This window comes from Rhodoplanes elegans, from assembly GCF_016653355.1.
Lineage (GTDB): Bacteria > Pseudomonadota > Alphaproteobacteria > Rhizobiales > Xanthobacteraceae > Rhodoplanes > Rhodoplanes elegans.
In genome coordinates, this window is the sequence record NZ_NHSK01000111.1 from 1 (window position 1) to 21,961 (window position 21,961).

General features: G+C 71.1%; 11 protein-coding genes and 2 pseudogenes. 11 read left to right on the forward strand and 2 right to left on the reverse strand.

The genetic code is table 11. From position 1 onward, the window contains the following. The 5 genes and pseudogenes from CCR97_RS14435 to CCR97_RS14455 form a co-directional block, all read left to right on the forward strand. Positions 1-104 (forward strand): annotated as a pseudogene (locus CCR97_RS14435) (IS110 family transposase); the annotation flags it as partial. A gap of 308 nt (positions 105-412) precedes the next feature. Next, the gene (locus CCR97_RS14440; RefSeq protein ID WP_111358230.1) at positions 413-5,686 is read left to right on the forward strand and encodes an alpha-2-macroglobulin family protein; all 5,274 of its coding nucleotides are present in this window, start codon (positions 413-415) and stop codon (positions 5,684-5,686) included. Between the two features lie 25 nt (positions 5,687-5,711). Further along, the gene (pbpC, locus tag CCR97_RS14445) at positions 5,712-7,937 is read left to right on the forward strand and encodes a penicillin-binding protein 1C (RefSeq protein ID WP_111358231.1); all 2,226 of its coding nucleotides are present in this window, start codon (positions 5,712-5,714) and stop codon (positions 7,935-7,937) included. A gap of 127 nt (positions 7,938-8,064) precedes the next feature. Next, a complete protein-coding gene (locus tag CCR97_RS14450) occupies positions 8,065-9,879 on the forward strand; it encodes a PhnD/SsuA/transferrin family substrate-binding protein (RefSeq protein WP_201159591.1) in 1,815 nt (604 codons plus the stop codon). A 79-nt stretch (positions 9,880-9,958) separates the two neighbouring features. Further along, positions 9,959-10,585, forward strand: a complete 627-nt coding sequence (locus CCR97_RS14455; protein WP_111360766.1) for a response regulator transcription factor — start codon at positions 9,959-9,961, stop codon at positions 10,583-10,585. Positions 10,586-10,821: 236 nt separating this feature from the next. Here CCR97_RS14455 and CCR97_RS14460 read toward each other — a convergent pair whose 3' ends face one another. Further along, entirely contained in the window at positions 10,822-11,280 is a 459-nt protein-coding gene (locus CCR97_RS14460) for a GyrI-like domain-containing protein (protein WP_111360746.1), read from the reverse strand. A 398-nt stretch (positions 11,281-11,678) separates the two neighbouring features. Between CCR97_RS14460 and dsrO the strand changes: the two genes are divergently transcribed. The 6 genes and pseudogenes from dsrO (at position 11,679) to CCR97_RS14490 (ending at position 20,974) form a co-directional block, all read left to right on the forward strand. Further along, complete coding sequence (dsrO, locus tag CCR97_RS14465; RefSeq protein WP_201159592.1) at positions 11,679-12,440, forward strand: sulfate reduction electron transfer complex DsrMKJOP subunit DsrO; 762 nt, start codon at positions 11,679-11,681, stop codon at positions 12,438-12,440. After that, positions 12,437-13,537: an NrfD/PsrC family molybdoenzyme membrane anchor subunit gene (gene nrfD, locus CCR97_RS14470; RefSeq protein ID WP_111356923.1), complete on the forward strand. Its 1,101-nt coding sequence runs from the start codon at positions 12,437-12,439 to the stop codon at positions 13,535-13,537. Before dsrO ends, nrfD begins: the two co-directional genes overlap by 4 nt. Positions 13,538-13,547: 10 nt before the next feature. After that, complete coding sequence (locus CCR97_RS14475) at positions 13,548-16,637, forward strand: molybdopterin dinucleotide binding domain-containing protein (RefSeq protein ID WP_201159593.1); 3,090 nt, start codon at positions 13,548-13,550, stop codon at positions 16,635-16,637. Between the two features lie 1,770 nt (positions 16,638-18,407). Then, positions 18,408-19,514 (forward strand): annotated as a pseudogene (locus CCR97_RS32535) (methyl-accepting chemotaxis protein); the annotation flags it as partial. Positions 19,515-19,542: 28 nt separating this feature from the next. After that, positions 19,543-19,875, forward strand: a complete 333-nt coding sequence (locus CCR97_RS14485; RefSeq protein WP_111356924.1) for a hypothetical protein — start codon at positions 19,543-19,545, stop codon at positions 19,873-19,875. Between the two features lie 91 nt (positions 19,876-19,966). Continuing rightward, positions 19,967-20,974 (forward strand): helix-turn-helix domain-containing protein, encoded by a 1,008-nt coding sequence (locus CCR97_RS14490; RefSeq protein ID WP_170145796.1) that lies wholly within the window; start codon positions 19,967-19,969, stop codon positions 20,972-20,974. A 231-nt stretch (positions 20,975-21,205) separates the two neighbouring features. Here CCR97_RS14490 and CCR97_RS14495 read toward each other — a convergent pair whose 3' ends face one another. Beyond that, positions 21,206-21,904, reverse strand: a complete 699-nt coding sequence (locus CCR97_RS14495; RefSeq protein WP_170145797.1) for an alpha/beta fold hydrolase — start codon at positions 21,902-21,904, stop codon at positions 21,206-21,208. Positions 21,905-21,961 lie beyond the last annotated feature (57 nt).

Consider the following 21,961-nt stretch of genomic DNA (forward strand, 5'->3'; position numbering starts at 1 on the left):
GTGCCGGCAAGCCGAAGATGGTCGCCTTGATCGCCGTCGCTCGGAAGCTACTGACAATCCTCAACGCCATGCTCAGGGACAATCGACCATGGCAAAACGCTTGACAGCCAAGACAGTCGCTCACCCCGACCCTCTCCCCGCATGCTGGGAGAGGGGGCGCGGCGTCGTACCACCCCGCGGCTCCGGCGGCCGCGCCGCCCCGTGATCCGCCTCTCGAACCTTCCGGCGTCCCGAATGCACCAAGCCGGTGGCGGGGCGTGTGCGCCGCCGATCACGTGTTCGATACCGCCACGTTTACCGCCATCCGCCGGTCACGATTCTCGCGGACCGGTGGCGTGTCGGACCCGGCCTTGCGGTCCGGGGGATGCGCGTCGTTGCGCGGTTGCGCCGGCGCGCCAGGGAGGTCGCTTCGATGCTCGCCCGTCTCCGCGCTGCCGTGATGGCCGCGCTGCTTCTGCTTCCGGTCCTTCTCGCTCCTGCCGGAGTGGCGCCCGCCGCCGCCGCGGAAAAAGCGTTCCAGCGCGACGAGCTCGCCGACGGCGCGCTGCGCCTCGAGGCACAGATCAAGAAGGACGCCGGCCAGGTCACGAAATCACCCGACCAGCTCCGCCGCGACGCCGAGGCGGCGCTCGCCCGCAACGACACCCGCACGGCGCTGACCGTGCTGGGCCAGCTCGTCGCCGTGGCCCCCGACGTCGCCTCCAACTGGCTGCGCCTCTCCCGCGCCATCCTGCAGGTGAAGGGCGCCGACAGCCGCGAGCAGAACACCCTGTGGGAGCGCGGCGCGACCGCCGCCTACATCGCCTATCAGCGCGCCGGAACGCCGGCCGAGGAGGCCGACGCCCTGGTGCTGGTCGGCCGCGCCTATGCGGACCGGCGCGTGTGGCGCCCGGCGCTCGACGCGCTGCGCCTGTCGCTGGAGCTGAAGGAGGTCGCCGACGTCCGCGCGCGCTACGAGACGCTGCGCACCGACCACGGCTTCCGCCTGATCGACTACTCGGTCGACGCCGACACGGCCTCGCCGCGCGCCTGCTTCCAGTTCTCCGAGGCGCTGCCCGGTCCGCGCACCGACCTGTCGCCCTTCGTCTCGGTCGCCGGTCTCGACAAGCCGGCCATCGCGGCGGACGACCGCGAGCTGTGCGTCGAGGGCCTCAAGCACGGCGAGCGCTACGCCGTGACGATCCGGCCCGGCCTGCCGTCGACCGTCAAGGAGACGCTGCAGAAGGCGTCCGAATTCAATCTCTACGTCCGCGACCGCAAGCCGTTCGTGCGGTTCTCCGGCAAGGCCTATGTGCTGCCGCGCACCGGCCAGCAGGGCATCCCGGTCGTCACCGTCAACACCTCGACCGTCAACATCAACGTCTACCGGATCGGCGACCGCAACCTGGTCGACCCGGTCGCGGGCGAGGATCTGGAGCGCAATCTCGACCGCTACGAGCTGGAGCGCATCGCCGACACCAAGGGATCGAAGGTGTGGTCGGGCGAGCTCGCCGTGCAGTCGCCCCTCAATGCCGAGGTGACCACGGCCTTCCCGGTGACCCAGGCGGTCGGCGATCTGAAGCCCGGCGTCTATGTGATGTCGGCCGAGACCAAGGGGCCGAGCGACAACGACTATTCGGCGCTCGCGACCCAGTGGTTCGTGGTCTCCGACCTCGGCCTCTCCGCCATGTCGGGCGGCGACGGCATCCATGTGTTCGTCAACTCGCTCGCGACCGCCCAGCCGAAGCCGCAGACCGAGGTGCGGCTCGTCGCCCGCAACAACGAGGTCCTGGCGGTCCGCAAGACCGACGCCGACGGCCATGCCGTCTTCGAGGCGGGGCTCACGCGGGGCGAGGGCGGTGCCGCGCCCGTGATGATCGTCGGCGTCAACGACAACGGCCGCGACTACGGCTTCCTCAGCCTCAAGGCGCCGGCCTTCGACCTGTCCGACCGCGGCGTGAAGGGGAGGGCGGCCCCGGCCGGCCTCGACGCCTTCGTGGTGACCGAGCGCGGCGTCTATCGCACCGGCGAGACCGTGCACGTCACGGCGCTGCTGCGCGACGGCCTCGGCGTCGCCGCGGCGGGCGTGCCGCTGACCCTCGTGTTCGAGCGTCCGGACGGCGTCGAGCATCGCCGCGCCGTGGTCGCCGACCAGGGCCTCGGCGGCCGCGCCTACGACCTGCCGATCGTCTCGACGGCGCCGACCGGCACCTGGCGGCTCAAGGCCTACACGGATCCGAAGCGTCCGCCGGTCGGCGAGACGACCTTCATGGTCGAGGACTACGTCCCCGACCGCATCGAGTTCGACCTGTCGACCAAGGCGACCGGCATCGCCAAGGGCACGCCCGTGGAGATCGCGGTCGACGGCCGCTTCCTCTACGGCGCGCCGGCCTCCAATCTCGAGCTGTCCGGCGAGGTGACGCTGAAGGAGGCCAAGGAGCGCGCCGGCTTCCCGGGCTATCAGTTCGGCAGCGTCGACGACGAGGCCGAGCAGGACGCCGAGTCGAGCCGCATCACGCTCGACGATCTGCCGGCCACGGACGACAAGGGGCGGGCGGTCGTTCCGGTGACATTGGAAAAGCTGCCGGAGACCAGCCGGCCGCTGGAGGCGCAGGTCGTCGTCCGCATGGCGGAGACCGGCGGCCGCGCGGTGGAGCGCAAGATCACCTTGCCGGTCGTGCCCGAAGGGCCGATGATCGGCGTCAAGCCGCTGTTCTCCGGCCGCTCGCTGGGCGAGGGCGAGACCGCGACCTTCGACGTCGTCGTGGTCGCGCCGGACGGCCAGGCGCTGGCGCGCCGCGGCCTGAAATACGAACTCCTGAAGGTCGACACGCGCTACCAGTGGTACCGGGCCGACGGCGCCTGGAGCTACGAGTCGGTGAAGTCGACCAAGCGGGTCGCCGACGGCACGCTCGACGTCGCGCCGGGCCAACCCGGCCGCATCGCGGCGCCGGTGGAGTGGGGCCGCTACCGGCTCGACGTCTCCTCCAACGATCCGGACGGGCCGACCACGTCGATCTCGTTCGACGCCGGCTTCTTCGCGGAAGCCTCGGCCGACACGCCGGACCTCCTGGAGATCGCCCTCGACAAGCCCGAGGTGAAGGCCGGCGACACGCTCACGGTGTCGGTGACCGCCCGCGCCGCCGGCCGCGTCCGCCTCTCGGTCATCGGCGACCGGCTGATCACCAGCGTCACCCAGGAGGTGCCGCAGGGCACCACCCAGATCCGCGTTCCCGTCGGTGCCGATTGGGGCACCGGGGCCTATGTGGTCGCGACCCATCTGCGTCCGCTCGACGCGCAGGCCAAGCGCATGCCGGGCCGCGCCATCGGGGTGCAGTGGCTCGCGGTCGACCGCGCGGCGAAGACCCTGCAGGTGTCGCTCGCGACGCCTCAACTGATGCGTCCCAACACGACGCTGCGCGTGCCGGTGACGATCGCCGGGCTCGCCGGCGGCGCCGGCCAAGCGGGGCAGGAGGCGCGCATCACGGTCGCGGCCGTCGATGTCGGCATCCTCAACCTCACCGGCTACAAGCCGCCGGCGCCCGACGAGCACTATCTCGGCCAGCGTCGGCTCTCCGCCGATCTTCGCGACCTCTACGGCCATCTGATCGACGGCATGCAGGGGACGGTCGGGGCGATCCGCACCGGCGGCGACGGCGGTGCGGCCGAGCTGTCGGGCTCGCCGCCCACCCAGCCGCCCGTCGCGTTGTTCTCCGGCGTCGTGCCGGTCGGCCCGGACGGCAAGGCCGAGGTGGCGTTCGACATCCCGGCCTTCGCCGGCACGGTGCGGGTGATGGCGATCGCCTGGTCGGCCGGCAAGGTCGGCCGCGCCAACGTCGACGTGACGGTGCGCGACCCCGTCGTGCTCACCGCGACGCTGCCGCGCTTCCTGCTCACCGGGGATCGCTCGACCATCCAACTCGAGCTCGACAATGTCGAGGGCCGGGCCGGCGACTACCGGGTCGCCGCCTCGGTCGAGGGGCCGGCCCAGATCGGCGGGACGACCGGGCCGGGCACCGGTCCGCAGAGCGTGCGGATGGCGGCCAAGCAGCGCGCCTCGCTGTCGCTGCCCATCTCGGCGACGGCGGCCGGCACCGCGATCGTCAAGATCGCCGTGACCGGGCCGGAGAACTTCGCGCTGGAGCGGACCTATCCGCTCGCCGTGAAGCCGGCGACCCAGATCGCCACGCGCCGCACGGTGCGCACCATCGCCAAGGGGGAGACCCTGTCGCTCGGTGCCGACCTGTTCGGCGATCTCGTCCCGGGCACCGGCGGGCTCGCCTTCTCGGTCGGCCCGTCGACGGCACTCGACGCGGCGACGCTCCTGAAGGCGCTCGACCGCTACCCGTTCGGCTGCTCGGAGCAGATCACGTCGCGGGCGCTGCCGCTTCTCTACGTGAACGAAATGTCCGTGGAGGCGCATCTCGCGCTCGACCAGGACGCCGACCAGCGCATCCGCGACTCGATCGACCGGTTGCTGGCCCGGCAGGACTCCTCCGGCTCGTTCGGCCTGTGGGGCGTCGGCGGTAACGACGTCTGGCTCGACGCCTACGTGACCGACTTCCTCACAAGGGCGCGCGAGCGCGGCTTCGTGGTGCCGGACACGGCCTTCAAGCTCGCCCTCGAACGGCTGAAGAACTACGTCGTCAACGCACCGGAGCCCGGCAAGGAGGGGGCGCGCGATCTGCCGTATGCGCTCTACGTCCTCGCCCGCAACGGCGAGGCGCCGGTCGGGGATCTCCGCTACATCGCCGACACCAAGCTCGGCGAGTTCGCGACCCCGACCGCCAAGGCGCAGATCGGCGCGGCACTCGCCATGCTGGGCGACCGTGTCCGGGCCGAGCGGGTGTTCGCGGCCGCCGTCCAGGCGATCGAGCCGCCGAAGGCGCTGGAGTTCGGCCGGCCCGACTTCGGCTCGAGCTTGCGCGACGCTGCCGCCGTGACGGCGCTCGCCGCCGAGAGCAACGCCGCCGCGAGCCTGCTGCCGGCGGCCCTCAAGGGCGTCGAGGAGGCGCGGGCGCGCGCCTTCTACACCTCCACGCAGGAGAACGCCTGGATGGTGCTGGCGGCGCGCGCGCTGTCGAAGTCGGTGCCGCTGTCGATCGAGGTCGCGGGCGCGGCGCGCAAGAGCCCGCTCTACCGCGCCTTCCGGCCGGCCGAGCTCGCGACGCCGCTGCGCGTCACCAACACGGGCGAGGCGCCCGTGCAGGCCGTGGTGTCGGTCTCCGGCGCGCCGCTGGTGCCGGAGCCCGCCGCCGACAAGGGCTTCAAGATCGAGCGGACCTACTACACGCTCGCCGGCGAGAAGGTCGATGCGTCGAAGGCCCGGCAGAACCAGCGCTTCGCCGTGGTCCTGAAGATCACCGAGCCGCAGCCGCAATACGGCCGGGTGCTCGTCGTCGACCCGCTGCCGGCCGGCTTCGAGATCGACAACCCGCGGCTCGTCTCTTCGGGCGAGACCGGGACGCTCGACTGGATCCAGGATTCGGCCGAGCCCGAGAAGGCCGAGTTCCGCGACGACCGCTTCTCGGCCGCCTTCACCCGCAACGCCAAGTCGCCGGCCGTGTTCACGGTGGCCTATGTGGTGCGGGCGGTGTCGCCGGGCCGCTACGTGCTGCCGCAGGCCTATGTCGAGGACATGTACCGCCCCGACCGCTTCGGCCGCACCGGCACCGGCACGGTCGAGGTGAGCGTGTCGCGGCAGTAGGGGGCGGCACGTGACCTTCGAGACGATGCGCCGCCGCATCCTCGGTCGTGCCCCGCGCAGGCGGGGCACCCAGTACGCCGCGGAGTCTCCTCCGGACTGCCGAGAGGCAGGGCGTACTGGGTCGCCCGCCTGCGCGGGCGACGACGCCCGAGAGGCTGCACGTCGCGGATGGCGGTTGGCCTCACATGTCCTGGCAGCCGGGGCCGCGGTCCTCGCCCTCGGCCTCGGCTCGGCGGCGCTGTGGGTGACGTCCCTCGGGCCGCCGCCGCTGGGTAAAGACCTCGCCTGGTCGACCGTGGTGGCCGACCGCGAGGGACGGATCCTGCGGCCCTATGCGACGCCCGAGGGCCGCTGGCGGCTGCCCGCCACTCGGGAGACTGTCGACCCTCGGTTCTTCGCGCTCCTGTTCGCCTACGAGGACCGGCGCTTCGCCGAGCATGGCGGCGTCGACCTCGTCGCGCTCGGGCGCGCCGCCGTGCAGCTCGGCACCAACGGACGGATCGTCTCGGGCGGGTCGACGCTGACCATGCAGGTGGCCCGGCTGCTGGAGCCGCGCGCCGAGCGGTCGCTCACGACGAAGCTCCGGCAGATCGTCCGGGCCGTCCAGCTCGAGCGGGCGCTGACCAAGGACCAGATCCTCGGCCTCTATCTCTCGCTCGCGCCCTATGGCGGCAATCTCGAAGGCATAAGGGCGGCGTCGCTCGCCTGGCTCGGCAAGGAGCCGCGGCGCCTGACGCTCGGCGAGGCGGCGCTCCTGGTGGCGCTGCCGCAGTCGCCGGAGGCGCGTCGGCCCGACCGGTCCCCGCACATCGCGCGAAAAGCGCGCGACCGGGTGCTCGACCGCATGGCGGCGGCCGGCGTCGTCGAGCCGGGTGAGATCGAGCGGGCCAAGGCCGAGCCGGTGCCGACGGGGCGCAAGCCGATGCCGATGCTGGCTCCGCACACGGCCGACAGGCTGGTCACCGCCGCGCCGGAAAAGCGCATGCACCGCACGACCTTGGAGGCGCCGCTTCAAGTCGTGCTCGAAACCCTCGCCAAGGATCGCGCGACCGCGCTCGGCCCCGACATCTCGATCGCCATCCTGGCCGTCGAGCACGCGACGGGAGAAGTTTTGGCCCGGGTCGGCTCGGCCGACTGGGCCGACGCCCGCCGTGCCGGCCAGGTCGACATGACGCTCGCGGTGCGCTCGCCCGGCTCGACCCTCAAGCCGTTCATCTTCGGCCTCGGCTTCGAGGACGGCTTTGTCCACCCCGAAACGCTCCTGGACGACCGCCCGGTCCGCTACGGCAGCTACGCGCCCGAGAATTTCGACCTGACCTATCAGGGCACGGTCACGGCCCGCAAAGCGCTGCAGCTCTCCCTCAACGTCCCGGCCGTCCAGGTGCTGGAAAAGGTCGGGCCGAACCGCTTCGCTGCCCGCATCGCCCAGGCCGGTGGCCGCCTCGTGCTGCCGCCCGGCGAGGCGCCCGGCCTCGCCATGGGGCTCGGCGGCACCGGCGTGACGCTCGCCGACCTCGTCCGGCTCTATGGCGGGCTCGCCCGGCTCGGCACCTCGATCCCGCTCGCCGAGCGGCTCGACGACGCGGGGCTCGTGCCGGCGCCGCCGCCCGACCAGACGCTGCGCCTGCTCGACCCGGTCGCGGCCTGGTATGTCGGCAACGTCCTGATCGGCGCGCCGCCGCCCGAGAACGCCGCCGGCGGGCGCATCGCCTTCAAGACCGGCACGTCCTACGGCTATCGCGACGCCTGGGCGGTGGGCTTCGACGGCCGCCGCACCATCGGGGTCTGGGTCGGGCGGCCGGACGGCGCGCCGGTGCCCGGGATGATCGGCCGCGGCACCGCCGCGCCGATCCTGTTCGACGCCTTTGCTCGCCTCGGGCGACCCGTCGTGGCGCTGCCGCCGGCGCCGCGCGGCGCGCTGTTCGCCGCCACCGGCAAGCTGCCGCTGCCGCTGCAGCGGTTCCGTCCCGGCTCGCTGCCGAGCGCCGGCGCCGAGCCGCCGCTCAAGATCGTGTTCCCGCCGAACGGCGCGCGCGTCGAGCTCGCCGCCGAGGCCGGCGAGGCGGCCTCGCTGCCGGTGAAGATCGCCGGTGGCTCCGGGCCCGTCACCGTCATGGTCGACGGCCTGCCGCGGGCGACGCTGCGCGACCGCAAGACCGCGACCGTGACGCCCGACGGCCCCGGCTTCGTCCGCCTCACCGTCACCGACACGCGCGGCGCCACCGACAGCGTGCTGGTGCGGCTGCAGTAGCGCGGCCCGCTGGCCTCCGGCGTCGTTCGGATTGAAATTGCGGAAAAAACTGGCCACATCGGCAGCCATGTGCCTGTCCCGCCGTGCCCTGCGTCCGTCCGGCGGCCGCGGGGCGTCCCTCCGGAGCGTGATCGTCCTTCTGCTCGGCGCCGTCCTGGCGGCGCTCGCGGGCTCGCCGCTGCGCGCCGAGACGATCCGGATCGGCGTGCTGGCGTTCCTCGGGGCCGAGCACAGCCTGGAGGAGTGGGGGCCGACGGCGCGCGCCGTCGAGGCCGGCCTGCCGGGCAGCACGGTCGTCATCGTGCCCTACGACCATGCCGGGCTCGACCGCGCCGTGGCGGAGGGCGCCGTCGACTACGTGATCACCAATCCGGGCCATTACGTCGAGCTGGAGGTGGCGCACGGCATCAGCCGCATCGCGACGCTCGACTCCGGCCTGCCGGTCGCCTCGGCGATCGTCGTGCGGCGCGACCGCAGCGACCTGAGAACGCTCGCCGACCTCGCCGGCAAGCGCGTCGCCATCGTCGGGCCGACGGCGTTCGGCGGGTTCCAGGCGGCGTGGCGGGAGTTCGCCGCCGCCGGCATCGACCCGTTCCGCGATCTCGCCGGGCTCGACACGGTCGGCTTTCCGATGACCCGGGTGATCGACGCGGTGCTCTCCAACCGGGTCGACGCCGGCATCCTGCGCGGCTGCCTGCTGGAGCAGCAGGAGGCCGAAGGCGCGTTCGCGCCCGGGGCCCTGCGCGTCGTCGCGCCGCGTGAAAACCCCGGGACGAGCTGCGCGGTGTCGAGCCGCGTCTATCCCGACTGGCCGATCGCCAAGCTGCGCGCCACCTCGGCCGCCGAGGCGAAGCGGGTCGCCACCGCGCTCCTGACCTTCCAGCCGCCGGCCGGCGTGCCGGGCTGGACCGTGCCGCTCGACTATCAGCCGGTCCACGAGGCGTTCCGGGACCTGAAGATCGGCCCCTACGAGGCGCTGCGCCACGTCACGGCGCGCGAGCTCTTGGCGCGCTACTGGCAGGTGCTGGCGATCTTCGGCATCGCGCTCGGCGCCTGGGCCGTGCATGCGCTGCGCGTCGAGCGGCTGGTGCGTCGGCGCACCGCCGAGCTCGCCACCGTCAACGCCGACCTGGTCCGCGAGATCGATCACCGCCGCCGCATCGAGGAGCAGGAGGCGCTGCACCGCAAGGAGCTCGACCACGCCGCGCGGCTGTCGATCCTGGGCGAGATGGCGGGCGGCATGGCGCACGAGCTGAACCAGCCGCTCGCGGCCATCGCCAATTACGCCGACGGCTGCGAGCTGCGGCTGCGTCAGGCGTCGGCCGGCACGCCGGTCGACACCGGCGCGCTGGTGCAGGCGACGAAGCTGATCCGCCAACAGGCCGAGCGCGCCGCCCAGGTGATCCAGCGCATGCGCGCCTTCGTGCGCAAGCGCGAGCCCGTGCACATGGCCCTCGACCTGAACGAGGTGGTGACCGAGGCGCTGGAGTTCTTTCAAGGCCCGGCGCGGCGCAGCGGCATCGTTCTCGAGACCGCGCCAGCCAAAAACCTGCCGCTCGTGTGCGGCGACCGCATCCAGCTCCAGCAGGTGATCCTCAACCTCCTGCAGAACGCCGCCGACGCCTCGATCTGCCGCGGCGCCGGGCCATGGACCGTGCGGGTCGAGACCCTCGCCTGCGACGGCGGCGCCTGCGTCGCCGTGATGGATCGCGGCGAGGGCATGTCCGCGGACGTGAAGGCGCGGCTGTTCGAGCCGTTCTTCACCACCAAGCCGGCCGGGCTCGGCCTCGGCCTCGCGCTGTGCCATTCGATCGTCGAGGAGCATCGCGGCCGCCTGCACGCGGTCGACCGCGACGGCAGCGGCACCGTGATGCGCCTGTGGCTGCCGGCCGCGGACGGCGCGGTCTGCGAGGAGACGACTCCGTCGGGAGAGGGCGCATGAGCGCGACCATGGGGGCCGTCATTCCGGGGCGGACCTGCCGGTCCGCGCCCCGGAATGACCTGTTGCTCGGGGCGAACGCATGAGCGCGGACGGGACCAAGCCGCCGGTCGTCTACGTGGTCGACGACGACGACGCGATGCGGGATTCGCTCGTCTTCCTGCTGGAGCCGCTCGGGCTCGCCGTCGAGGCGTTCGCGTCCGCCGCGGCGTTCCTGGCCGGCTACGATCCGGACCGCGTCGCCTGCCTGGTCGCCGATGTGCGGATGCCCGGGATGAGCGGGCTCGAGCTGCACGAGGAGCTGCTGCGCCGCGGCGCCGTGATGCCGGTCGTGATCATCACGGGCCATGGCGACGTGCCGATGGCGGTGCGGGCGATGCGCACCGGCGCGCTCGACTTCATCGAGAAGCCGCTCAACAACCAGGTGCTGATCGAGCGCATCCACCAGGCGCTGCGGCTCGCCGAGACGAAGCTCCAGGCGGCCCGCGAGGTCGGCGCGATCCGGGCCCGGCTCGACAAGCTGACGGCGCGCGAGCGCGAGGTCGCCGATCTGGTCGCCGCCGGCAAGCAGAACAAGGCGATCGCCCACGCGCTCGGCATCAGCCTGAAGACCGTCGAGATCCACCGTCACAACGCGATGGAGAAGATGGCGGCGACCACGGGCGCCGACCTCGCCCGGATGATGACGCTCGCGGCCGGGACCGGGTAGGGCGGCTCGCATCCCGACCGCACACCGGCCGGCATCCGTGCCGCGCGGCTCCCATCCGGTCTCTCGGGCTCGGCGGCGGATTTGCAGAGACCGTCATCCCGGGGCGCGGACCTTGAGGTCCGCGAGCCCGGGATCCATACCCCCGGTGTCGATGGCTCACGACAGACAGGGGTTGGGTCCCGGGCTCGGCGCTTTCGCGCCGCCCCGGGACGACGGAGCAATCATGCAAAGCCCTCTCAGCGGGAGAGGCCGAACTGGATCTCGATCTTGTGGTAGGGCGCGCCGGGGCCGTGCCAGTCGTGATAGACCTCCCGGCTCTCGCCGGAGAAGTCGTGGCGCGAGCGTTCGATCGCGGCGACGAGTGGAGCGTAGCCCTGGGTGAACAGGCTGCGCATCGGTCCGTGATAGACCGTCGCGGCGACGATGATCGGCTCGAGATGGACCAGTGCGATGTCGCCGTCATAGGCGGGCGGCTTCTCCACCGGACGGCAAATCTCCCAGTCGAACGGCGTCTTGCCGTCTCGCGGCAGATGGTGCGCGACCAGCACCCAGGGGCCCGCGACGGCGAGCTCGAAGCGCTCGATCTGCCGCGTGATCAGCCCGCCGCATTCGGCCGACGCGTGCTTCACGTCGCGCAGGCACAGGCGCCGCGCGAGACGCAGCACCCACATGTCGGGTGTTTCCTTGATTTGCATGACCACCTCCGGGCCGGGGCGTAGCCCGGCGACAGCGCGTGCGCAAATCGATCGGGAGAGTCATTTTCTCTTTCAGTCGCCTTTCTCGCGCCTGTGAAGAAGGAAGCTGCTGTGGGGGCCGGCCGCGCGACCGGATCGGAGCCGCCGACCATCGCTCACGTCCCGAGAGGCCGGCGTGGCGCCGCATTCGTCACGCCACGCGTCACCGTCTCGGTCGGGTCGCGGCCGCCGTCACGTCGGCCCGGGGCGGTGGCCCAGACTTAGGGGTTAACCCCTAAGTCCTTGGGGGAAATCTCCAAATTACCACCGCGTGGGGATCGGCGTAGCGTCCCGGCATGCCGCGGAGCGGCCGGGCGCGCGTTTGCGTGTCGTGGCCATCCGGCGAGGAGGAGCCCGGCATGGCCGACACGAGACGTGATTTCTTCAGAACCCTCGGCGCCGTGACGGTCGGCGCGGCAGGCGCGGCCAAGGCCGCGATCGCCGCGCCGACCGCGGCTGCCGGGGCCACCGCGGCAGGCGCAGGCGCCGCCGCATCGCCCGGCCGGACGCCGCGCTTCGCCATGGTGGTCGATGTCGCGAAGTGCATCGGCTGCCAGTCCTGCACGGTGTCCTGCATCCACGAGAACGCCGTGCCGGAGGATTCATTCCGCACCATCGTCTCGACCTACGAGGTGCAGGAGGGCGACCGCGCCGCCATGGTGATGCTGCCGCGGCTGTGCAACCACTGCGCCGACGCGCCCTGCCTTCCGGTCTGCCCGGTCGGCGCCACCTCCCAGCGGGCGGACGGCATCGTGGTGGTCGACGCCAATGCCTGCGTCGGCTGCGCCTACTGCGTTCAGGCCTGTCCCTACGACGCGCGCTTCGTCAACGCGGCGACCCAGAAGGCCGACAAGTGCACGTTCTGCGCCCACCGGGTGGAGGCGGGACTCTTGCCGGCCTGCGTCGAATCCTGCGTCGGCGGCGCGCGCATTTTTGGCGATCTCGACGACCCGCAGAGCGCCGTCGCGAAGCTGGTGGCGAAGGGCGACGCCAAGGTGCTGAAGCCCGAGCTCGGCACCCGCCCGCACGTCTTCTATCTCGGCCTCGACGACCGGCTGACCGGCAAGGTCGAGGGCGAGCCCACCCTGTGGCACCCGTCGCACCGGGAGGCGCACGCATGACCATCCTCGAAGTCGTCAACGTCTCGCGCGACGTCACCTGGCTGCCCTGGGCCGTGCAGTATTTCTTCCTGGTCGGCCTGTCGGTCGCGGGCTTTCTGGTCTCCGTGCCGGGCCTGGCGCTCGGGGCGCGCAGCCAGCGCGGCTTCGCCAAGAACGCGCTGATCGGGGCGCTCGCCTGCGGGCTCGTCGCCCCCGTCGCGCTGCTCGCCGACCTGCACCAGCCGGGCCGCTTCTGGCGTTTCTATGCGAACCCCAATCTCGGCTCGTGGATGGCGTGGGGCGCGTTCTTCATCCCGTGCTACGTCGCCGGTCTTCTCGCTTACGCCTGGGCGGCTCTGCGGGGTGATCTCGCCGCGGCGGGGCAGGGCGACGACCTCGTGTCGCGGCTGCGCCGCCTGATCGCGGCGGGCGGCACGCCGAGCCCGCGGCTGACGAAGATCTTCGCCGGCTGGACCGTCGTGTTCGGGCTCTTGATCCTGCTCTACACCGGCATGGAGACCATGGTGGTGAAGGCGCGGCCCTTGTGGAACACGCCGGTGCTGCCGCTGCAGTTCGCCGCCACCGCGGTCACGGGCGCGGCCGGCCTGACCCTGCTGATCGCAAGGCTGCGCGGCGACGCGACGCGCGCCGGCGACGCGGTCGCGGCGCGCTGGATGACGGCGGCCCTTCTCGCCACCGTCGCGCTCGGCCTCGTCTGGTTCGGGCTCGGCGCCTTCGGGCTCAGCGAGACGCATGCCCGTGCGCTCGACAGCGTCGCCGGCCATCGCGCCTGGCAGGTGACGGCCGTGTGGGCCGCCGCCGCGACCATGCTGCCGCTTCTGCTGCTGTGGCTGCGGCCGCCCGGCTGGGCCTGGCTCGTCGGCCTCCTCGGCCTGCACGCCGCCTGGATGTTCCGCTGGACCGTGTTCATCGGCGGCCAGACCGTGCCGAAGACTGGCGCCGGCCTCTACGTCTACCAGCTCCCGCTCGGCCACGACGGCCTGCTCGGCATCGCCGGCTCGCTCGGCCTGTGGCTGTTCGTCTTCGTCCTGATCACCACGCTGCTGCCCGACGCCACCGCTGCACGGTCGCGCGCCGCGCTGGCGCCCGCCGAGTAGGAGACCCGCCATGGACCGCAGAACCCTTCTGAAGACCGGCGTCGCCGTCGGCGGGCTCGGCGCCTTCGCGGCCGGCTATGCCGAGACCGGCCGCAAGGTGGTCGAGGGCGTCGTCGACTCGCTCGCTCCCAAGGCGAAGGCCGCCGACATCCACGGCGCTTCGCTGAAGCCCGAGTTCACGGTCGATCCCGCGACCGGCCAGCTGACGCCGAACCCGGACCAGCAGGTCTCCTATGTGATGTGCATGGGCTGCACGACCTATTGCGGCGTCCGGGTCCGGGTCGACAAGACGAGCGGCGCGGTGCTGCGCGTCGCCGGCAATCCCTTCCACCCGCTCTCCGCCGATCCGCCGCTGCCGCCCGACATGTCGGTCCGGGACTCGTTCGTCGCGGTGTCGCGGGCCGGCGAGAAGGGGCTCGACGGGCGCTCGACCACCTGCGGGCGCGGCTCGGCGATGCTCGGCTGGATGTCGAGCCCGTATCGCATCACGCAGCCTTTGAAGCGCGTCGGCCCGCGCGGCGAGGGGCGTTGGCAGCCGATCTCGTTCGAGCAGATGGTGCGCGAGGTCGCCGAGGGCGGCGACCTGTTCGGCGAGGGCCACGTCGAGGGCCTGCGCGCGCTGCGCAGCTTCGATCCGATCGACCCGAAGGCGCCCGAGCTCGGGCCGAAGGTCAATCAGGTCGGGCTTCTCTCGTCGACCAACGAGGGTCGTGAGAACTTCGCCCGACGCTTCGTCCAGAAGGCGTTCGGCTCGCTCAACTTCATCGGCCACGGCGGCTATTGCGGCGGCTCCTATCGGTCCGGCTCCGCCGCCGCGATGGGCAACGTCAAGACGCTGCCGCACGCCAAGCCCGACTTCGCCAATTGCGAGTTCATCATCTTCTGCGGCACGGCGCCGGCCAACGCCGGCAACCCGTTCAAGCGGCAGGCCGCGATGGTCGCCAAGGGCCGCACCGACGGCAAGCTGAGCTATGTCGTCGTCGATCCGGTGATCGGCCACTCCGACAGCCTCGCGGCCAAGCATCGCGGCCGCTGGATCCCGATCAAGCCGGCGACCGACGGAGCCTTCGCCATGGCGCTCGCCCGCTGGATCATCGACAACGAGCGTTACGATCGAAACTTCCTGACGCAGCCGAACCCCAAGGCGGCGGCCGCCGCCGGCGAGGCCGGCTGGAGCAACGCGACCCATCTCGTCGTCGCCGAGCCCGGCCATCCGCGCGACGGCTTCATGCTGCGCGGGTCCGACCTGGGGCTGACGATCGAGGGGGAGAGGTACGCCGACAAGGACCCGTTCGTCGTGGTCGAGCCCGGCACCGGGGCGCTCGCGCCGCACACGGCGCTCGCCGGCCCGGCCGCGCTGCTCGTGAACGACGCCTTCACGGTCGGCGACACGCCGATCCGCCTGCGCTCCTCGTTCGATCTGTATGCGCAGAGCGCGCGGCGCTTCTCGCTCGAGGAGTATGCGGCGGTCTGCGGCATCCCGGCCGAGACGCTGGCCGGGCTCGCCGAGGAGTTCACCAGCCACGGCAAGAAGGCGGCCGTGAACACCCATGGCGGCACCATGGCGGGCAACGGCTTCTACAGCGCCTTCGCGCTCGTCACCCTCAACACGCTGATCGGCAACATCAACGTGAAGGGCGGCACGATGGTGCCGGGCGGCGCCTTCCCGGCGGAAGGCAAGGGGCCGCGCTACGACCTCGACGGCTTCCCGGGTCAGGTGACGCCGAAGGGGACGCCGCTGTCGCGCAACGTGCCTTACGAGCGGTCGAGCGAGTTCAAGCGCAAGGCGGCGGCCGGCAAGCCGTATCCGTCGCAGGCGCCGTGGTATCCGGCCGCCCCGCAGCTCGGCTCGGAGTGGCTGACCAGCGCGCTCAACGGCTATCCGTATCCGCTGAAGGCGCTGTTCGTCTGGAACGCCAACCCGATCTACGGCATCCCGGGGCTGAAGAGCGCGATCTCGACCGCGTTGAAGGATCCGAAGAAGCTGCCGCTGATCGTCTCGATCGACCCGTTCATCAACGAGACCGGCGCGTTCGCCGACTACATCCTGCCCGACACGCTGCTGTTCGAGACCTGGGGCTTCGCGGCGCCCTGGCATGCGGTGCCGAGCCGCACCTCGACGGCGCGCTGGCCCGTGGTCGAGTCCAAGAACGCCAAGACGGCGGACGGCGAGCCGATCTCGATGGAGGCGTTCTTCATCGCGCTCGGCAAGACGCTCGGCCTGCCGGGCTTCGGGCCGAACGCCATGGCGGACGCCGCCGGCACGCTGCTGTCACTCGACAAGCCGACCGACTGGTTCTTCCGCGCCGCCGCCAATGTCGGCTTCGCGGGCCAGAAGCCGGTGAACGATGCGACCGACGAGGACGTCGCGCTGACCGGCTTCGGCCGCCACGTGCCGGCCCTGCAGGCGACGCTGAAGCCCGAGGAGTGGCGCAAGGCCGCCCACGTGTTCACGCGCGGTGGGCGCTATCAGCCCTACGGCCAGGCCTACGAGGGCGACCGCATGGCCCAAAAATTCGCGCCGGCCCTGACGCTCTACAACGAGCAGGTCGGCACGGCCAAGAGCTCGATGACCGGCAGGCGCCACTCCGGCGTGCCGCAATGGACGCCGCCGTCCTTCTGCGACGGCACGCCGATGCGCACGGTCTATTCGGAGGCGGAGTGGCCGATGCTGCTGATCAGCCAGAAGTCGGTGCTGATGAGCGCCTACACGATCGGCCTCGACCGGCTGCGCGGCATCCATCCGGAGAACCCGGTGGCCCTGCATGCCGACGACGCGGCGCGGCTCGGCATCGCCAACGGCGACCCGGTGCGGATCGCGACGCCGGGCGGCACGGTGGTCGGCACGGCGCTGGTCCGCAAGGGCGTGATGCGGGGCGTCATCGCCGTCGAGCACGGCTTCGGCCACACCGAGTTCGGGGCGCGCGCGCACCAGATCGGCGGCACCCGCCAGGCCGATGGAAAGGCGCTCGGCGCCGGCATCAACCTCAACGATCTCGGCCTGTCGGATCCGACCCGCAAGGACTTGTCGGTCTGGCTCGACCCGGTCTCCGGCACCTCGGTCCGCCAAGGCCTGCCGGCGCGTATTTCGCGGGCGTGAGGGACTGATCGTTGGTCGTGACATCGGCGCGTGCGGGTCGCAGCGCGAGCAGGGAAGGCCGAGCACCGGGACGGCGACGGCGGCCTCTCGGTGCCGGTCGACGCGGCGCGGATCGACGGAGCTGATGGTCGCGCAGGTCGGGCCATGAACTCCCGCCACGGCGTCCCGGCGACAGCGCATCGCGGATCGAGGGTGACCACTGGGGCATGTCGCCGGCGACCAGCTCGGCGTGCCGCACCCGCGTCGGCACGGATCGCTACGTCGCTGGGGGGCTCCTTGCCCGACAGAACGCAGCGCCTCCTTTATCTGCGCGGACCAGAACAATGGTGGCGCACGCTTGGCGTGCAATGGCGACTCTACGAAGCTGACCCGGAAAGCCGCAGCTTTCGCGCGAGGCCGATTCATTTTGCCATCCGAAGTGCCCCCGATCTTCATACCTCCTTCGCGGAAATCCGACATTCCTGCGCGAATCCGACAATCTAAATCCGGCGAATACGCTACTTATCACAGAAAGAAACAGTAATTACTTCCATCCAAACTGTATCTCAAAGAACACACAGGTTGACTGCTTGAAGTTATTTTACTTTTTTACTAAAATTTAATCCGCAAACAGTCAAATCCGTAATAACGGCGTATCGCCGCGACCGTGTGTCATCATCCGGTCGGTGCCAGTCAGTTCAGATCGTTCGCTGAAATCTCCGCACAACGGAGCGACACGTCATTCGGCTCGGTGCAGGTGAACCCCTGCGCGCGGCCTCAGGCGACGTGTGCTCCGGCGGATGCACCGTCGAGGAACAAGGCCCCATGTCCATGTCCATGTCGAGCCCGCCGGTTCCGGTGTGGAGATCGAGCCGCCTGAGCCTCCTTGTCAGTCGGCTCCCGATCGGGACGCGAATCTATGCCGCATTTGGCGTCACCCTGGTCCTGCTGGTCGCGCTCGCCCTCTTGGCCGTGCGCAGCATCAATTCCATCGGGCAGTCCTTCGACACTTACGGGACGATCAGCACCAACACGGTCGCGGGCCTCGCCATCGAGCGCAACTTCGTCGGCTTGCGGCGAAACGTACTGGCCTACACGACGACGGGCAGCCCCGAGGCGTTGGAGCGGGTGCGTGGGTTGGCGGCTGCCCTGCCGAAGGACATCGCCGCGTTGACCGACGCCCTGATCGTCGCCGAGCGGAAGGCGGCCCTGCAGGCGGTCAGGCCGCTCGTCGACCAGTATGTCGGGGAGATCGGCACGGCCGTGACACTGCGCACGGCGCGCGAAAAGACGGTCGCCGAGCGCATGGATCCGCTCGGAACGAAAGCGCGCGCGGCGGTGGCCGAGCTGGTGCGCCAGCTGACGGCCGACGGGGAGGCCGAAGCCGTGGCCGCCGCGGCGCTGGTGCGCGAGGCGCTGATGCTGGCGCGCCTCGACGCCCTGCGGTTTCTCGGCAAGCCCGGTCAGGCGACGGTGTCCCGGTTCCGCACCAGCCTTGCCGCGTTCGACACGGCCGCAACCGGGCTCGACCGGCGTCTGAGCAATCCCGAGCACCGCCGCCTCGCAACCGAGACGACCCAGACGATGCATGCGTACGCTCAGGCGTTCGAGGCGGTGGTGAAGGAGACCGCCGAGCTGGACGCGCTGCTCAACCGAACCTTCGTCGAGCTCGCCGACCGTATCAACACGGCACTCGGCGCGTACAGCCAGGCGCAGCGCGCCGGCCTCGCCCAGATCCAGTCCGAGACACATCAGGTCGTCGCCCAGGCGAACGTCCTGATGATCGGCCTCGGCATCGCCGCCGTGGTGCTCGGGCTCGGGCTCGCCGTGGTGATCGGCCGCGGCATCACGCGACCGCTGGTCGGCCTGGTTGCCGCGATGAAGCGGCTCGGCGAAGGTGACTTCTCGGTGGTGCTGCCGGGTCTCGGCCGCGGCGACGAGGTCGGCGCCATGGCGGCCGCCGTCGAGGCGTTCAAGGTCAAGGCGGCCGAGCGGGCCCGGCGCGAGACCGAGGAGAGAGCCGAGCAGGACCGGCGCGCGAGCGCCGAACGCAAGGCCGAGATGGTCCGGCTCGCTGACGGCTTCGAGCGGGCGGTCGGCGGCATCGTCGACACGGTGTCGGCCGCGGCGACCGAGCTCGAGGCGGCGGCTGGCACGCTCACCCGCACGGCCGAGACCACGCAGCACCTCTCGGCGACCGTCGCGGCCGCCTCCGAGCAGGCCTCCACCAACGTCCAGTCCGTCGCGTCCGCCACCAACGAGATGGCCGCGTCAGTCAACGAGATCAGCCGCCAGGTCCAGGAATCGACGCGAATCACCGGCGAGGCCGTGCGGGAGGCGCAGGAGACCGACGCCCAGATCGGCCACCTCTCGATCGCCGCTGGCCGCATCGGCGACGTCGTGAAGCTGATCACGGCGATCGCCGAGCAGACCAACCTGCTGGCGCTCAACGCCACCATCGAGGCGGCACGGGCAGGTGAGGCCGGCAAGGGGTTCGCCGTCGTCGCTCAGGAGGTGAAGGCGCTGGCGGCGCAAACCGCGAAGGCCACGGGCGAGATCTCGTCCCAGATCGCCGGGATGCAATCGGCCACCCAGGCTTCGGTCGTCGCAATCAAGGCGATCGGCGGGACGATCGCGCGGGTCTCGGAGATCTCCGCCACCATCGCGGCCGCCGTCGAGGAGCAGGGTGCGGCGACCTCGGAGATCGCCCGGAACGTCCAGCAGGCGGCGGCCGGCACCACCGAGGTCGCCAGCAACATCACCGAGGTCAACCGCGGCGCCGGCGAGACGGGGTCGGCCTCCTCCCAGGTGTTGTCCTCGGCCCAGTCGCTGGCCGGCGAAAGCAACCGCCTCAAGCTCGAGGTCGACCGGTTCCTGGCGAACGTCCGTTCGGCATGACGCGCATCGTCCTCACAGGAGTGATCCAATGTCGAACATCGTCGACTTCCCCAAGGTGCCGCTGGCCGAGAACGCTCCCGAGGCCGGTCCGGCCGACGCTCACCGACTGCTGGGCTCGCTGCTCGACTGCACGCAGCCGTTGATGGCGATCCTCGACGCGCTGGACCGGGCGGCGGCCGATCTCCCGGACGCTAACGATCATCAGAACCGGATCGCCGAGTCGAAGGCCGTGATGGCGAGCGCCCGCGCGCGGCTCCGCTCCGTCATCATGACCAGCATCCTCGCCGTGGACGGGGTCGTGATGATGCCCGACGGGAATGCGACAATGCTCACAGGAGGCAAGGACAGCGGCCGCCGCTGACTGGCTCCCGACGAACCACCCCGACTCGCTCCGGCCGGTCCAGTGGCCGGCCGGAGCGGGCAAGAAGAGAAAAATCGACGGAGGGGACGGCATGCTCGACCGCTTCGTGATCGTCCGATCCAGCAGCTTCGACGAGTTTCGCGTGGGCGGACGCGTGTTCACTCCGGAGGTCTCCAGATTCGAGCCCGCGGCGCGAGAGGCCTTCAAGGGTCAGATTGCCGCCTTCACGTTTGGAAAGGCTTCCGATTCGGTCATCCTCGGCTCGGCCGTCACCTCGGTCGGTGTGCTGGCGCGAATGGAGCCGATCGAGACCGTGCGAGTGCTGCTGCCGACCTCGGCCGCGTTCCGCATCCAGGGCGGGCGCTGGACCCGCGAGTTCGCCGGTTTCGGCCGGGCGGCGCTGATGCCGGCACGCGGCTTGGACGGCCAAGCCGGAGCCGGGCATTTCCTGGAGGTGCGGATGCCGAGGTCGCGCCTCGCCGGGGCGATGGATCTGCTGGAGTGCAATGCCGAGATCGGCGCCGTGCTCGATCGGTTCGGCTGCGATCCGCGCCTCGACGGACTGCGGCTTTTCGCCGAGCACGTTCATCACTTGGTCGCCAGCATCGATCAGGAGCCGGCCGCGCTGGTCGACTTCGACCGCTTCCGGAGCGCGCACGAGCAGATCCTCGTTCTTCGCCTCGCGCGCGTCATCGCGGCGGCGGCGCGCCACTCGCGACAGCGCGGCCCCTCGCGTGGCGGCGTCGCGCTGCCTCGTGCCATGGAGTTCATTCACGCCCATGCCGAGGGCGATGTCGATCTCGCCGCTCTAGCACGTTTCGCTGGTGTGTCTTTGCGGACGCTGCAGTTCCGCTTCCGAAGTGAGTTCGACAAGACCATCGTGCAGTATGTGCGCGACCACCGCCTGGCGCTTGCGCGAGACCGGCTGGAGCGGGCGGACCCGGAGGCGACCGTTACGGGAATCGCCGTCGCGACCGGCTTCAGCCATCTCGGCGAGTTCTCGCGGCTGTATCGGCAACGTTACGGCGAGCTACCGAGAGAGACTCTGCAGCGTGCGCGTGCCGGCAAAGCTCGAAGCTGGTCCGGCGATAGGCCGTGAACGGCACGACGCGCCGGCACCCCTCTCCCGAGTCGCGGGCGCCGTCGCTCCGACTATATATGACCTGTCGGCATTCCGCGGCGCGCGGAACGCGAGAACCCGGAATCCAGCGACGACGAGCGCGTTTCTGGCTGGATTCCGGGTCCGGCGCGGAGCCTGTCGTCGGGCCGGCCGAAGGTCGGACCCGATGGCGCCGGCCCGGAATGACGGCGCCGATGGGTGGGAACGAACTCACACCGCCAGCAGAATGCGGGCGACGCCCTGCGGGTCGGCCACCATGGCGTCGTGGCCGCAGGCGAGCGCCTCCATCCGCCACGACGGATCGGCAGCGAGCTTCGCCGTCACGGCGTCGAAGGCGGCGTTGGGGAAGCCTTTGGCGCGGATGAACACCTTCTTGGCGATCCTGTCCCGCGCACCCGTCAGCACCATGCGGTCCGTGTAGGTCTTCATCGGATGCGGCGTGCACAGGCCGTCGACCCACGGCCGGTCCGGCTCGGCGACGCCGAGCGCCGCGGCCGGGTAGGGCTTCAGCGCGATCTCGCCGGTCTGTGGCGCGGCCGCGATGGCGTCGCGCACGCCCTGCGACGTGCCGTCGATCATGGCCGAGCCGTTCTCCGGCATGAAGGCGTCGAGGAAGACGAGCGCGCCGATCCTGTCGGCGACCTGCTCGGCGACGCCCGTCAGGATGAAGCCCGCATAGGAGTGGCCGACCAGGATCACGTCCTCGAGCCGCTCCCATTTGATCACGTTGACGACGTCGGCGACGTGGGTGTCGAGCCCGACCGCCGGGCCGAGCAGGTGGCTGCGCTCGCCGAGCCCGGTCAGGGTCGGGGCGAACACGCGATGTCCTTGTTCGACGAGCAGGTCGGAGACGCGGCGCCAGCACCAGCCGCCGTGCCACGCCCCGTGCACCAGCACGAAGGTTTTCATCGATGTTCTCCGGATCGCCGCGCGCAGAGACCGGCGCGGCCGAGAGGCGGGGGCAGG

Excerpts from the sequence above, each read along its gene's own strand:
- CCR97_RS14440 (WP_111358230.1), top strand. The coding sequence starts at position 413 with ATGCTCGCCCGTCTCCGCGCTGCCGTGATGGCCGCGCTGCTTCTGCTT.
- pbpC (WP_111358231.1), top strand. The coding sequence starts at position 5,712 with ATGCGCCGCCGCATCCTCGGTCGTGCCCCGCGCAGGCGGGGCACCCAG.
- CCR97_RS14455 (WP_111360766.1), top strand. The coding sequence starts at position 9,959 with ATGAGCGCGGACGGGACCAAGCCGCCGGTCGTCTACGTGGTCGACGAC.
- CCR97_RS14460 (WP_111360746.1), bottom strand. The coding sequence starts at position 11,280 with ATGCAAATCAAGGAAACACCCGACATGTGGGTGCTGCGTCTCGCGCGG.
- dsrO (WP_201159592.1), top strand. The coding sequence starts at position 11,679 with ATGGCCGACACGAGACGTGATTTCTTCAGAACCCTCGGCGCCGTGACG.
- nrfD (WP_111356923.1), top strand. The coding sequence starts at position 12,437 with ATGACCATCCTCGAAGTCGTCAACGTCTCGCGCGACGTCACCTGGCTG.
- CCR97_RS14475 (WP_201159593.1), top strand. The coding sequence starts at position 13,548 with ATGGACCGCAGAACCCTTCTGAAGACCGGCGTCGCCGTCGGCGGGCTC.
- CCR97_RS14485 (WP_111356924.1), top strand. The coding sequence starts at position 19,543 with ATGTCGAACATCGTCGACTTCCCCAAGGTGCCGCTGGCCGAGAACGCT.
- CCR97_RS14490 (WP_170145796.1), top strand. The coding sequence starts at position 19,967 with ATGCTCGACCGCTTCGTGATCGTCCGATCCAGCAGCTTCGACGAGTTT.
- CCR97_RS14495 (WP_170145797.1), bottom strand. The coding sequence starts at position 21,904 with ATGAAAACCTTCGTGCTGGTGCACGGGGCGTGGCACGGCGGCTGGTGC.